12 protein-coding genes are annotated in these 12,601 nt (G+C 65.2%); 9 read left to right on the plus strand and 3 right to left on the minus strand.

The features are described 5' to 3' along the window. Together LCM4577_RS21175 and LCM4577_RS21180 are read right to left on the minus strand one after the other, a co-directional pair. Entirely contained in the window at positions 1 to 2,157 is a 2,157-nt protein-coding gene (locus tag LCM4577_RS21175; RefSeq protein WP_071073269.1) for a transglycosylase domain-containing protein, read from the minus strand. Positions 2,158 to 2,324: 167 nt separating this feature from the next. Beyond that, entirely contained in the window at positions 2,325 to 2,963 is a 639-nt protein-coding gene (locus LCM4577_RS21180; RefSeq protein WP_052468339.1) for a TetR/AcrR family transcriptional regulator, read from the minus strand. A 111-nt stretch (positions 2,964 to 3,074) separates the two neighbouring features. Here LCM4577_RS21180 and LCM4577_RS21185 point away from each other — a divergent pair, with 111 nt between their 5' ends. From LCM4577_RS21185 to LCM4577_RS21195, 3 genes are all read left to right on the plus strand, one after another. Then, positions 3,075 to 5,486 carry an FAD-dependent oxidoreductase gene (locus tag LCM4577_RS21185; protein WP_071073271.1) on the plus strand — a complete coding sequence of 804 codons (2,412 nt, stop codon included), beginning with the start codon at positions 3,075 to 3,077 and terminating at the stop codon, positions 5,484 to 5,486. Between the two features lie 12 nt (positions 5,487 to 5,498). Beyond that, positions 5,499 to 7,049, plus strand: coding sequence for a trimethylamine methyltransferase family protein (locus LCM4577_RS21190; RefSeq protein WP_071073273.1), 1,551 nt, complete (start codon positions 5,499 to 5,501; stop codon positions 7,047 to 7,049). 138 nt (positions 7,050 to 7,187) lie between these two features. Next, positions 7,188 to 7,595 (plus strand): DUF3168 domain-containing protein, encoded by a 408-nt coding sequence (locus LCM4577_RS21195; protein WP_040991354.1) that lies wholly within the window; start codon positions 7,188 to 7,190, stop codon positions 7,593 to 7,595. Positions 7,596 to 7,713: 118 nt separating this feature from the next. Here LCM4577_RS21195 and LCM4577_RS21200 read toward each other — a convergent pair whose 3' ends face one another. Further along, complete coding sequence (locus tag LCM4577_RS21200) at positions 7,714 to 8,109, minus strand: ester cyclase (RefSeq protein ID WP_071035624.1); 396 nt, start codon at positions 8,107 to 8,109, stop codon at positions 7,714 to 7,716. Positions 8,110 to 8,326: 217 nt separating this feature from the next. On the opposite strand from LCM4577_RS21200, the gene LCM4577_RS21205 reads away from it, so the two are divergent. The 6 genes from LCM4577_RS21205 (at position 8,327) to ccmI (ending at position 12,599) form a co-directional block, all read left to right on the plus strand. Then, entirely contained in the window at positions 8,327 to 8,626 is a 300-nt protein-coding gene (locus LCM4577_RS21205; protein ID WP_040991358.1) for a hypothetical protein, read from the plus strand. Positions 8,627 to 8,690: 64 nt separating this feature from the next. After that, positions 8,691 to 9,356, plus strand: a complete 666-nt coding sequence (locus tag LCM4577_RS21210; protein ID WP_071073275.1) for a response regulator transcription factor — start codon at positions 8,691 to 8,693, stop codon at positions 9,354 to 9,356. Between the two features lie 22 nt (positions 9,357 to 9,378). Then, positions 9,379 to 10,767 carry an ATP-binding protein gene (locus LCM4577_RS21215; protein WP_071073278.1) on the plus strand — a complete coding sequence of 463 codons (1,389 nt, stop codon included), beginning with the start codon at positions 9,379 to 9,381 and terminating at the stop codon, positions 10,765 to 10,767. Then, a complete protein-coding gene (locus tag LCM4577_RS21220) occupies positions 10,767 to 10,907 on the plus strand; it encodes a hypothetical protein (RefSeq protein ID WP_157900489.1) in 141 nt (46 codons plus the stop codon). The genes LCM4577_RS21215 and LCM4577_RS21220 overlap by 1 nt, the downstream gene beginning before the upstream one ends. After that, complete coding sequence (locus LCM4577_RS21225; protein WP_071035626.1) at positions 10,904 to 11,341, plus strand: hypothetical protein; 438 nt, start codon at positions 10,904 to 10,906, stop codon at positions 11,339 to 11,341. Before LCM4577_RS21220 ends, LCM4577_RS21225 begins: the two co-directional genes overlap by 4 nt. A 121-nt stretch (positions 11,342 to 11,462) precedes the next feature. Further along, positions 11,463 to 12,599: a c-type cytochrome biogenesis protein CcmI gene (gene ccmI / locus LCM4577_RS21230; protein ID WP_071073280.1), complete on the plus strand. Its 1,137-nt coding sequence runs from the start codon at positions 11,463 to 11,465 to the stop codon at positions 12,597 to 12,599. The last annotated feature ends 2 nt before the right edge of the window (positions 12,600 to 12,601 follow it).

The raw sequence follows: 12,601 nt of genomic DNA on the forward strand, positions 1-12,601 counted from the left end.
TTAAAGCGCCGAAAGCGTCTCCGGCAAAGCGGGGGCGCTGAGCACGGGCGCGGCCTGGAAAGCCTTGGTCATGTCCCGCAGCGTCTGACTGGTGCGGCTGGACAGCACCGGCGGGCGTTCGGCCTCGGCCTGGGCCGCCGCGGCGTCGGCTTCCTTCTTCGCCGCTTCCTCGGCCTTGGCTGCGACCTCTGGATCGACCCAAGGATGATCGATGCCCGGGATCGGCTTCAGGTCGATGTTCTGATGCGCATAGACCATCAGCCGCTGCCAGACCATCGCCGGCAGCGTGCCGCCGGTCATCTTGTTGGTCGGCGTGAAGTCGTCATTGCCGAGCCAGACGGCGGCCGTGTAGTTGCCGGTGAAGCCGACGAACCAGGCGTCGCGATAGGATTGGGTGGTGCCTGTCTTGCCGGCGACGACGATGTTGGGCAACTGGGCGCGCCGCGCCGTGCCGATCGCCGGCACCGCCGCCAGCATCGTGTTCATGTATTTCAGCGCCTTTTCCGACAGCACGCGGTGCGGCGGCGGCGCATCCTTGGCCCAGTCATAGACCACCTCGCCGGTGCGGGTGACGAGCTGGGTGATGCCATGGCGGGAGCCCACGAAACCGTTCTGGGCAAAGACGCTGTAGCCGGTCGCCTGGTCCATCACGGTCATGCCGGACGTGCCGAGCACCATGGTCTTGTGCGATTCCAGCGGCGATTCGACGCCCATCGATTCGGCCATCGCCTTGATCGGGGRAATGCCCAGGTAGTCCTTGGCCAGCCGCACCGGCACGGTGTTGATCGACTTGGCGATCGCCGTGAGCAGCGTGACATTGCCGGCCGAGCCGCCATTGTAGTTATGCGGCGACCAGCCGCCCCAACTGATGGCGCCGCCCGAAACGACCGAATCCGGCGTGAAGCCATGCTCCATCGCGGTGGCATAGACGTAGGGCTTGAACGACGAGCCGGTCTGGCGCAGCGCCTTGGTCGCGCGGTTGAACTGGCTGGTGCCATAGTCGCGGCCGCCGACGATGGCGCGAACCGCGCCATTGGTCTCGATCACCACCACCGCGCCTTCGGTGACGTTGTATTCCTTGCCGAACTGCCGCAGATGGAATTCGACCGACTCTTCCGCGGCCTTCTGGATATTGGCATCGAAAGTGGTGTGGGCGACCAGCGAGTGCTGGCCGGGCTTGGCGATCTTCTTCACCTCGTCGAAGGCCCAGTCGAGGAAATAATCCGGGCTCTTCTGCTCGCCGCGGTCGACGACGTCGGCCGGATGCAGCCGCGCCTGCAGCACCTGGCCTTCGGTCATGAAGCCGGCGTCGACCAGGTTGGACAGCACCACATTGGCGCGTGCGCGCGCCGCCGGCAGGTTGATGTGCGGGGCGTATTTGGTCGGCGCCTTGAACAGGCCGGCCAGCATCGCCGCCTCGGCGAGGCTCAGGTCCTTGACGCTCTTGCCGAAATAGAAGTCCGCCGCCGCCTCGATGCCGAACGTGCCGCCGCCCATATAGGCGCGGTCGAGATAGAGCTGCAGGATCTCCTTCTTGGAGAGATTGGCCTCGAGCCACAGCGACAGGAAGGCTTCCTTGATCTTGCGCTCCAAGGTGCGCTCGTTGGACAGGAAGAGATTCTTGGCGAGCTGTTGGGTGATGCTGGAGCCGCCCTGGACCACCGAATTGGCGCGCATATTCTCGAAGAGCGCACGCGACAGGCCGAGCACGTCGATGCCGTAATGGTCGAAGAAGCGCCGGTCCTCGGTCGCCAGCACCGCCTTGATGACGATGTCCGGCATCTCGTCGACCGGCACGGAATCGCGCTGGATGATGCCGCGCTGGCCGATCTCGTTGCCGTAGCGGTCCAGGAAGGTGACGGCGAAGTCGCCCTGGTTGCGCCAGTCGCCGGCGGTGATGTCGAAGGCCGGCATGGCGAGCGCCAACAGCACCACGAAGCCGCCGGCGCCCATGGTGAAACCCTCGCTCAGCACCTCGATGATGGCGCGGCGCCAGCCATGCACGCGGAAACGACGGGAAAAGATGGTCGCCGCTTCCCAGAATTCGCGCGCTTTGAAGCTGATCTCATAGAGCGAGGAATCGAGCCAGGCGTCGACGGCAAGAGCCGCCGAGGCGATCCGGCCTCTTCTCTTGCGTGGTTTCGAAGGACTTGCCATTCCAGACTTCCGCCCCAACGCGCTTTCGCCCGAAAACAGCATGCGGGCAGTTTCAGGGTGGCGCCCCTGTCGAAACTATTCGACCATTTTATCACCGCCCACAAGGGCAGCGAAGCCACAGCACAAGCTTTGTTGATTGGAAGTACGCCGTTAGCGGCCGATCGGTATCACCGCGCCGCGATGAAGCGCATGAAATGCGCCACATCCGCCTCGGTCGGCTCCAGCCCGGTGAAGGAGCGCAGATAGGCGGCGAGATGGCTGACGCGCGCCTCCACCGGCTCCTTGAGGTCAAGCACGTAATAGCCGATCTGCATGTAATAGAGCACGCGGGCGCGGATGAAGGCGTCCTCGCTCTCATAGCCGTGCCGGCGGTACATGTCGCGTATGGCCAGCAGGCGCTCCTCGTCGGCCTTGTCGATCATGCGCCGCACGTCGTCCGAGCGCCTTGCCCATTCGCGCACGGCGAAGTCGAGCCGCGGATCGAACAGGCGCTCGTCGGCCCAGCATTCGAACACGTTCATCACACCCATGATGATGGTATCGGCCGGCCGGCGGGCCCGCTCGACGATCGCCGTGGTGTTGGTCTCGTGCCAATGCTTGAGCAACTGGTCGAGCAGGTCCTGCCGGCTTTCGAAATACCAGTAAAAGCTCGAGCGCGAGACGCCGAGCTTCTGTCCCAGCGTCAGCACGCGCACGCTCTCGATGCCGTCGGAAATCAGCGTCTGCAGCGCGAGGTTGATCCAGTCCGCGCGGGTCACCTTGATATTGCCGGGCGGCGGCTCGTCCCGGGGAGCAGTCATGATCATGACCGAACAAGTGGCACGGCGCGCGGCGGCGTGCAAGCTCTGGACAGAAGTGTCTAGACACATATGTCCAGGAGATGTATCGTAAAAGCCTCCAACGAGAGGGAGAGGCTCGTGAAGTCGCATTACCGGGCAGTTGTCATCGGGGGAGGCGTGGTCGGCGCCTCCGTGCTCTATCATCTGACGCGTTTTGGCTGGAGCGATGTGGCGCTGATCGAGCGCGCCGAACTGACGGCGGGCTCGACCTGGCATGCGGCGGCCGGGTTCCACGCRCTCAACGCCGATCCCAATGTCGCGGCGCTGCAGGATTACACGATCAAGCTCTATCGCGAGATCGAAGCCGAGTCCGGCCAGAATGCCGGCCTGCACATGACCGGCGGCGTCAACATGGCGAGCGACCCGCAGCGCTGGGAGTGGCTGAAATCGGCCTGGGCGGTGTTCCAGTCGGTCGGCATCGAGACGGCGCGGCTGGTCACGCCGGAGGAAATCAAGGAGATCTGCCCGATCGTCGACGTGAATGGCGTGCTGGGCGGCCTTTATGATTCCAACGAGGGCCATCTCGATCCTTATGGCACCACGCACGCCTATGCCGGCGCCGCCAAGAAGCGCGGCGCCGACGTCATCCTGCGCAACCGCGTCGTCGAGCTGAAGCAACGCGCCGACGGCGGCTGGGACGTCGTCACCGAGAAGGGCACCATCGTCGCCGAGCACGTCGTCAATGCCGGTGGTCTTTGGGCCAAGCAGGTCGGGCTGATGGCCGGCGTCGACCTGCCGGTGACGCCGATGGAGCATCATTACTTCGTCACCGAGGACATTCCGGAAGTTGCCGCCCTCGACAAGGAACTCGGCCTGGCCGTCGATCTCGACGGCTTCTCCTATCTTCGCCAGGAGCGGAAGGGTGTGTTGCTCGGCGTTTACGAGCAGAACCCGAAACATTGGAACATGGACGGCGCGCCTTGGGACTACGGCATCGAGCTGATTCCGGAGGATATCGACCGCATCAGTCCCGAGCTTGCCAAGGCCTATGAGCGCTTTCCCTGCCTGGCCAAGGCCGGCATCCGCAAATGGGTCAACGGCGCCTTCACCTTCACGCCGGACGGCAATCCGCTGGTCGGTCCCGTCAGGGGGCTCAGCAACTACTGGGTCGCCTGCGGCGTCATGGCCGGCTTCAGCCAGGGCGGCGGCGTCGGCAAGTCGCTGGCCGAGTGGATGATCCACGGCGAGCCGGAAGCCGACATCTTCGGCATGGACATCGCCCGCTACGGCGCCTTTGCCGCCAACCGGGAGTATCTGCGGCAAACCACGGGCCAGTTCTATGCCCGCCGCTTCGTCATGACCTTCCCCAACGAGCGCCTGCCTGCCGGCCGGCCGCTGAAGCGCCCAGGCGCGTATGAGGGCATGAACGCCGCCGGCGCCGAATGGACGGCGTCGTGGGGGCTGGAGATCCCGGCCTATTTCGCGCCGATGGGGTTCCGCGAGGAGACGACGCTGAAGCGCTCCAACGCCTTCGAGATCGTCGGCGACGAGGTGCTGCAGGTTCGCCGCGCCGCCGGCCTCGTCGATACGACGGCCTTCTCGCGCTATGCCGTGTCAGGCCCCGGCGCCGCGGCCTGGCTCGACAGGCTGCTCGCCTGCCGGCTGCCGAAGCCCGGCCGCGCGAAGCTGGCCCCGATGCTTGGCTCCGACGGCCGGCTGAAGGGCGATCTCACCGTGCTCAACTGGGGCGGCGGCGAATACTGGATCATGGGCTCCTACTATTTGCGCGAATTCCATATGCGCTGGTTCGAGGCGCATATCGCCGAAGGCGTCTCCGTCACCGACATATCGGATGGGATGTCCGGTTTCCTCGTCACCGGTCCGAACGCACGCCGGATCGTCGAACGCACCACGCATCAGGACGTCTCGGCGGCAGCCTTGCCGTTCATGGCTTGCGGTGAGTTCGACATCGGCATGGTGCGCGCCCGAGTGGCTCGGCTGTCGATTGCCGGCGAGCTCGGTTTCGAGATCAACGGCCCGGCCACCCTGCATTCGACCCTGCGCGAGACGCTGCTTGCCGCCGGCGAAGACCTCGGTCTGGCCGAGATCGGCTATTACGCGCTGAATTCGCTCAGGCTGGAAAAGAGTTTCGGCATCTGGTCGCGCGAATTCACGCAAGGCTACACGCCCGGCCAGACCGGGCTCGACCGCTTCATCGCTTTCGACAAGGGCGATTTCATCGGCCGCGAGGCGGCGCTGAAAGAGCGCGAGGCCGGCGTCTCGCGACGCATCGTGACGCTGGAGGTCGACGCCGTCGACGCCGACGCCAGCGGTTTCGAGCCGGTCTGGTCCAAGGGCCGGCGTGTCGGCTTCGTCACCTCCGGCGGCTACGGCTACACGCTTCGCAAGAGCGTCGCCCTGGCGTTGCTCGATGACGGTTTCGCCGGGGAGGGGACGGAACTTTCCGTACACATTGTCGGGGTCGAACGGCCGGCGCGCGTCATCGCGGCCTCGCCCTACGACCCCGAAGGCAAGGCGATGCGGCAATGAGGAGGAACCGCCATGATCGATGAGGCCGCACGTGATGTCCGGCGCGAGCGCCGGCGGGGACGCACCGGCGAGGCGGGCAGCGAATCCAGCCGCCACCCGAACTACCGGTCGCTGAAGAACCCCTTCCTGCCGCAGCCGATCTTTTCCGACGATCACGTCGCCGCCATCCACGCCACCGCGCTGCGCGTGCTGGAGGAGCTCGGCATCAAGGTGCTGCTGCCCGAGGCCCGCGCCGTCTACGCCAGGGCCGGCGCCTTGGTCGATGAAGACAGCCAGATGGTGAGGATCGGCCGCGACATGGTCGAGGCCGGGCTCGCCTCGGCGCCGCGCTCCATTCCTGCCTTTGGCGGCGACCGCTCGCGCGACCTGATGCTCGAACTCGGCTCGATGGCCTTCCTGGCCGGCTCCGGCGCCCCCAACGTCACCGACCTCGAGCGCGGGCGCCGGCCGGGCACGCTCCAGGCCTTCGAGGAATTCACCAAGCTGATCCAGCATTTCGACGTGCTGCATATGCTCGGGCCGTGCGTCGAGCCGCAGGACATTGACAATCGCTTCCGCCACTACGCCGTCAACCGGGCGCAGCTGACGCTCTCCGACAAGTTTCCCTTCGTGTTCGCGCGCGGCACACCTCAGGTCGAGGACAGCTTCGAGATGATCCGCCTGGCGCGCGGCCTCTCCGAGGACCAGTTCCGCGCCGGCGCCCATTGCTACACCGTCATCAACACCAATTCGCCGCGTCAGCTGGACATCCCGATGGCGCAAGGCATCATCGATTTCGCCAAGGCCGGCCAGGTTCTGGTCATCACGCCCTTCTGCCTGGCGGGCGCGATGGCGCCGATCACGGTCGCCGGCGCGCTGACGCTGCAGCATGCAGAGGCGCTGGCGGGCCTGACGCTGGCCCAGATAGCGCGCCCCGGCGCGCCGGTGGTCTATGGCTCCTTCTCGTCCAATGTCGACATGAAGTCCGGCGCCCCGGCCTTCGGCACGCCGGAACACATCAAGGCGACGCTTGGGGCGGGGCAGCTCGCCCGCTACACCGGCCTGCCTTGGCGCTCCGGCGGCGGCAGCGCCGCCAACGTCTCCGATGCGCAGGCGGCGCATGAGACGCAGTTCGCGCTCTGGGGCTCGGTGCTGGCCGGCGCCACTATGTGCATCCACGCTGCCGGCTGGCTGGAAGGCGGCCTGAGCGTTTCCCTGGAAAAGCTGATCACCGACATCGAGGCGCTGCAGACCGTCGCCGAACTCTGCGCGAAGCCCCCGGGCGACGAGGATGCGATCGGCTTCGAGGCCATCGCCGAGGTGCAGCCCGGCGGCCATTTCTTCTCGGCGGCGCATACCATGACGCGCTACCGCACCGCCTTCTATGAGCCGGTGGTGGCCGACTGGTCGAATTTCGGCAACTGGACGCAGGCCGGCGGCAAGACGGCGACAGAGCGCGCGACCGGTATCTGGAAGCGGATTCTCGCCGACTTCCAGCCGCCGGCCTCCGCTGCCGCCGCCGGCATGCTCGACGAGTTCATTGCAAAGCGCACCGAGGAAGGCGGCGCCGCGCCGGTCTCCTGATTTGACGAAAACGTAATAAATTCGAGACCTTCGCCATTCACGTTATAGTCAAAACGATTCGCGATCTGGCTTCGGATCGCGAGCGCGGCTACGTTGTTGGGCCGCGGCGCGGAGACATGTGTTGGCGATGGACGGTAGATGACGGCGCCTGGCGATTTGATGCAGGCCTTGTTCCTGAGGCTGAAGACCGATGCGTCGCTATCGGCGCTGCTCGGCGGCGCCGGCCTGCTCGAGCAGGCGAACGACAAGGCGGCTTTTCCACACGTGACCTATGGGCGCACCAGCGCCTTCGACCTGGACACCGGAGCTGACAACAATGGTGACCAACTGATCACCTTGCATGTCTGGTCGAAAGCGCAGGGCGAGGCCGAGACGCGCCTCATCATGGACAGCATCAAGGCGCGCCTCGATGGCGCGGCACTGTCCATCGGCCCGCGTGGCCAGACGCGGCTGTCGCTGGAATTCGCCGAGGCGCGTTATGACGAGGACCTTGCGGTCCATCACGGATTGCTGCGCTTCCGCGCCTTGACACAGGAAGCCGTCTGAGACGCTGGCTAGCGCATGATCCCGAACCGAAGGTCAGCGCAGCAAAAAGTGGGAACCGGTTTTCGGAAAAGATCATGTTCAACAAGGAGTTGGATCAGGGTGACGATTCAACGAAACGTCATCCTGATCTAAGCTGCCCCTGGATGGCGGCCTTGTCGATGACCGACCACACCTCTCTTATGCGGCTGCCGTGGAACTCGTAGAAGACGTTTTCGGCGAAGGAAACGCGCTTGCCGTTGACCGGCAGGCCGAACAGCACGCCCTTGGGATGGCAGTCGAAATGCAGGCGCGCCGCCGCGCGCGGCGGCTCCGAGATCAGAAGCTCGATGTTGAAGCGCAAGTCAGGAATGGCCTCGAAATCGCCCTCCAGCATGCGGCGGTAGCCCGAAAGCCCGATCGTCTCGCCATTATACTGCACCTCCTCGCCGACGAAACGGCCGAGATTGTCCCAATCCTGGTCGTTCAGGCAGGCGATGTAGCCCCGGTAGAGATCGGCAATATTGTCGCGCGTCATCGCATGCTCCTATGATCGTCCGGCGTACCTGCACTAGCTAGCGCAGGATGGAGAATCCGCACCCGAAAAGCGTAGCCGATCGACTGTTTTTCCGGCTATGAATTCGAAGCCGGGCTTGAGGAAGCCTTGGCATCGGCACGCGGGGGAATGGCGGCATGAATTTTCGATCGTTCACCGTTCATTTCACGTTCAGCCCATATGCGGTAGAACCGTGATCATGAAAAATCTCGGCTTCCACCTCCGCAAAGCAGTGCTGGCGCTTGCCGCAGCCGGCCTCTTTGCGTCGCAGACGACGGCGATGCCGGTCATCGATCCGTCGGTCGATCAGCCCGTCGTGCTTGCCGCCGGCGATTGCTACGCCATCGGCCAGCAGGTCGCCGCGCAGAATGGCGGCACGCTGGCCAAGGCCTCGCAGGCGACGCGGGGGGGCCAGCAGGTCTGCGTCATCGTCGTGCTCGTTCCCGGCAAGGATGGACAGCGTCCGCGCCGCTCGGAAATCGTCGTCCCGATGGGCTGACCCCTCTCGTTTCCCTGGCTGGCGGAATCGGCCTATACGTCTACCCAACAACAGGCTTCAACCCATGCGCGTGCTCGTCGTCGAGGATGACAAGGATCTCAACCGGCAACTGGCCGAGGCGCTGGTCGATGCCGGCTATGTGGTCGACCGTGCCTATGACGGCGAGGAGGGGCACTTTCTCGGCGACACCGAGCCTTACGATGCCGTGGTCCTCGACATCGGCCTGCCGCAGATGGACGGCATCAGCGTCGTCGAGCGTTGGCGCCRCGGCGGCCGCAAGATGCCGGTGCTGATCCTCACCGCGCGCGACCGCTGGAGCGACAAGGTCGCCGGTATCGACGCCGGCGCCGACGACTATGTGACAAAGCCCTTCCATATCGAGGAGGTGCTGGCCCGGGTGCGGGCGCTGATCCGCCGCGCGGCGGGTCACGCGTCGTCCGAGCTCACCTGTGGGCCGCTGCGGCTGGACACCAAGGCCTCCAAGGCCGACGTAAACGGTGTGCCGCTCAAACTCACCTCGCACGAATTCCGACTTCTCGCCTATCTGATGCACCATATGGGCGAGGTGGTGTCGCGCACCGAGCTGGTCGAGCATCTCTACGATCAGGATTTCGACCGCGATTCCAACACCATCGAAGTGTTTGTCGGCAGGCTTCGCAAGAAAATGGGTATCGACATGATCGAAACCGTGCGTGGCATGGGCTATCGCATGCGTGAGCCGGAGGCGTGACGCGGAACCGCTGAAGCCAACGATGAGAACGTGGCTTTCAAGGCTGCGGCTCTGGCCGCGCTCGCTGACCTTTCGCGTTATCGCCTTTTCGACCATCTGGGCGATCCTGACGCTGGTCGTCATCTTCACCCTCATCACCACGCTTTACCGCCAGGCCAGCGAGCGCGGCTTCGACAGCCTCCTTTCGGCGCATCTGTTCAACCTGATCGGCTCCGTCGGCATTTCCGACAACGGCGCGCTGACCGGCTCGCCCGACCTTGGCGACCTGCGCTTTTCCGAGCCCAATTCCGGCTGGTACTGGTCGGTGGAGCCCGCCTCCGAAGGCGTGCACGGCGAAATCCATTCCTCCTCGATGACGACCTCGCTTCTGTCGCCGAGCGTCGCGGAAGTCCCATTCAACGCGAACTTCCAGCGCAGCTACTCGATGGAGGGCATCAAGGGCGAGCAGCTCGAAGTGTTCGAGAGCGAGTTCGTGCTGGACGCCAAGAACCGCGCCGCGCGTTTCCGCGTCATGGGCAACCACAGCGAACTGGAACAGGAGATCGCCAGCTTCCAGCGCCGCCTGCTCACCTATCTCTCGCTGTTCGGCGTCGGCATGATCGCCATCAACGCCATCGCCATCCTCTTGGGCCTCCAGCCCTTGCGCCGGGTCCGCAATGCGCTGGCCATGGTGCGCGAAGGCACCGCGCAGCGGCTCGACGGCAGCTTCCCGGCCGAGATAGAGCCGCTGGCCAACGAGACCAATGCGCTGATCGAGAACAATCGGCGCATCGTCGAGCGCTCGCGCACCCAGGTCGGCAATCTTGCCCATTCGCTGAAGACGCCTTTGGCCGTTCTGATCAATGAGGGCCGCGCGCTCGGCGGCGCCAAGGGCCAGCTGATCGCCGATCAGGCGGCCTCCATGCAGAAACAGGTCGACCACTATCTGCAGCGCGCGCGTGTCGCCGCGCAGCGCGACAGCGTTGTCTTCCGCACGCCGGTTTCGCCGCTGGTCGAACGCATGGTGMGCGTGCTGCGCAAGCTCAACCCGCAAACGAGACTGACGCTGTCCCTGCCGCCGGCCGAGATCGTCTTTGCCGGCGAGCGCGAGGATCTCGAGGAACTGCTCGGCAATCTGCTCGACAATGCGATGAAATGGGCAAAAAGCGCGGTTGCCGTGACGATCGCCACTATTTCGGGAAGCGGCAACCTGTTTGAAATCGTTATAGAGGATGACGGTCCGGGCATTCCCGAGGACAGCGCGCGAGAGGTGTTGAAGCGTGGCAAGAGACTGGACGAGACGAAGCCGGGAACAGGGCTTGGCCTTGCCATTGTCGCCGACCTCGTCAACGAGTATGGAGGCTCGCTGGCGCTGGAACGGTCCGGCATGGGGGGCTTGAGGGTGGTGGTGAGATTGCGGAGCCTTCAGTGATGTTTCTTATCGATTTGCGTGCGGCTGCCGACGGCCAAATTTCCGACAAATATCAACACTATGGCGATGACAACCTCCTGATGGCGCGCCCCCAGTCCATCCAGTTCCATCCCGCTGAAGAGAACCGGTTGTCGGCATGAAGATTCGCGTCGCGCTCGTTTCCGCCCTGCTCGCCGTTTCCGGCTGCACGACGTTGGGCAGAGGGGGTCCGACCTCTCCTGTCACGCCTGTTTCCACGCCGCCGCCCGGCGGCAAGGTCTCGACCAGCATCGTCTCGGCCATGAATGGCGGGCTTATCGGCGGATCGATCGGCTCGGGCCTCAGCGATGCCGAAAAGCGCAAGGGGCTGGAGGCGGAGTACAAGGCGCTGGAATACAACGCCAGCGGTCAGAAAGTGACGTGGAAGAGCGACAACGCCGCGCATTACGGCGAGGTGACCGCCGCCCAGCCCTACCGGGTCGGCTCGCAGGATTGCCGCCAGTACACCCACACCGTCTACACCAGCGGCGCGGGCGTCACCGCACGCGGCACCGCCTGCCGCAACGCCGACGGCAGCTGGACGCCGCTGACCTAAGGTAGGGGCAACAGCCGGCGCGATTTTTGATATCGATCAAGGCTGGGCGGCGCCTCTGCCGTCAAAGCGTCGCACGATGGTCGTGTTGGCAGGGCAGGACTCTGCCGTTATTGGAATAGGCATGCTGTTCTGGGTCATAGCCGCAATCCTCACGCTGGGCGCCAGCCTGGCGGTGCTGTTGCCGCTCACCGGCGGTATGAAGGGCGCGTCGCCGGCCGGCGATCACGATCTCGAAGTCTATCGCGACCAGCTTTCCGAGCTCGACCGCGACATGGCGCGCGGCCTGATCCAGCCCGGGGAGGCCGAGGAGGCGCGTGCCGAGATCGGCCGGCGCATCCTGCGTCTGGGCGCGGCTGCGCGGCCGGGCTCCGCCACGCCCAAGCCATCGCACGGCGCCAGATGGGTCGCCAGTGTGGCCGTGCTTGTGGTTCCCCTGCTGAGCTGGGGGCTTTACGGCATGCTTGGCTCTCCCGATCTGCCGTCGCAGCCGCTGGCCGAGCGTCTGGCCAAGAACCCGGCCGATTCCTCGGTCGACGAACTGGTCGCCCGCGCCGAGGCCCATCTCGCCGCCAATCCGTCGGACGGCAAGGGCTGGGACGTGCTGGCGCCGATCTATCTTAGGCTGCAGCGCTTTCCTGACGCCGTGACCGCCTACCGCAACGCCATCCGCCTCGACGGCGACAGCGCCGTGCGCCAGTCTGGCCTCGGCGAGGCGATCGCCAGCGCCACCGGCGGCATCGTTTCGGCGGACGCCCAAAAAGCCTTCGAGGCGGCCCTGAAGCTCGATCCGGCCAACGCCAAGGCCAATTTCTACTTGGGCGTCGGCCTCGCTCAGGAAGGCAAGAAGGCCGAGGCCGTCGCCGCCTGGCAAAAGATGCTCGGCCAGCTCGCGCCGGATTCGCCTTGGCGCAGCGCCGTCCAGCAGGCGCTTGACGAGGCCGGCGGGCCTGCTGTCGCCGATGCCACGCCGGCCAACGGCCCCGACGCGCAGCAGATGGAAGCCGCGCAGCAGATGTCGCCGCAGGACCGGCAGGCGATGATCGAGACCATGGTCGCGGGGTTGGACGACAAATTGAAGCAGAATCCCCGCGACGAGGAAGGATGGATGCGGCTCATCCGTTCCTATGTCGTGCTTGGCAAGGCCGACCAGGCGCGGGGCGCGCTCGGCCGCGCTGTCGCCGCCTTTGGCGCGGACAGTGAACAGGCCAAGAAATTCACCGCCTTCGCCGCCTCGCTCGGCGTGACGGCGACGGAGTAAGG

Origin of the sequence: Mesorhizobium sp. LCM 4577, from assembly GCF_001854795.2 — a bacterium.
GTDB lineage: Bacteria > Pseudomonadota > Alphaproteobacteria > Rhizobiales > Rhizobiaceae > Mesorhizobium > Mesorhizobium plurifarium.

What these genes read in the sequence shown, in the direction of transcription:
- LCM4577_RS21180 (WP_052468339.1), bottom strand. Translation starts at nt 2,963, where the DNA reads ATGATCATGACTGCTCCCCGGGACGAGCCGCCGCCCGGCAATATCAAG.
- LCM4577_RS21190 (WP_071073273.1), top strand. Translation starts at nt 5,499, where the DNA reads ATGATCGATGAGGCCGCACGTGATGTCCGGCGCGAGCGCCGGCGGGGA.
- LCM4577_RS21195 (WP_040991354.1), top strand. Translation starts at nt 7,188, where the DNA reads ATGACGGCGCCTGGCGATTTGATGCAGGCCTTGTTCCTGAGGCTGAAG.
- LCM4577_RS21200 (WP_071035624.1), bottom strand. Translation starts at nt 8,109, where the DNA reads ATGACGCGCGACAATATTGCCGATCTCTACCGGGGCTACATCGCCTGC.
- LCM4577_RS21205 (WP_040991358.1), top strand. Translation starts at nt 8,327, where the DNA reads ATGAAAAATCTCGGCTTCCACCTCCGCAAAGCAGTGCTGGCGCTTGCC.
- LCM4577_RS21220 (WP_157900489.1), top strand. Translation starts at nt 10,767, where the DNA reads ATGTTTCTTATCGATTTGCGTGCGGCTGCCGACGGCCAAATTTCCGAC.
- LCM4577_RS21225 (WP_071035626.1), top strand. Translation starts at nt 10,904, where the DNA reads ATGAAGATTCGCGTCGCGCTCGTTTCCGCCCTGCTCGCCGTTTCCGGC.
- ccmI (WP_071073280.1), top strand. Translation starts at nt 11,463, where the DNA reads ATGCTGTTCTGGGTCATAGCCGCAATCCTCACGCTGGGCGCCAGCCTG.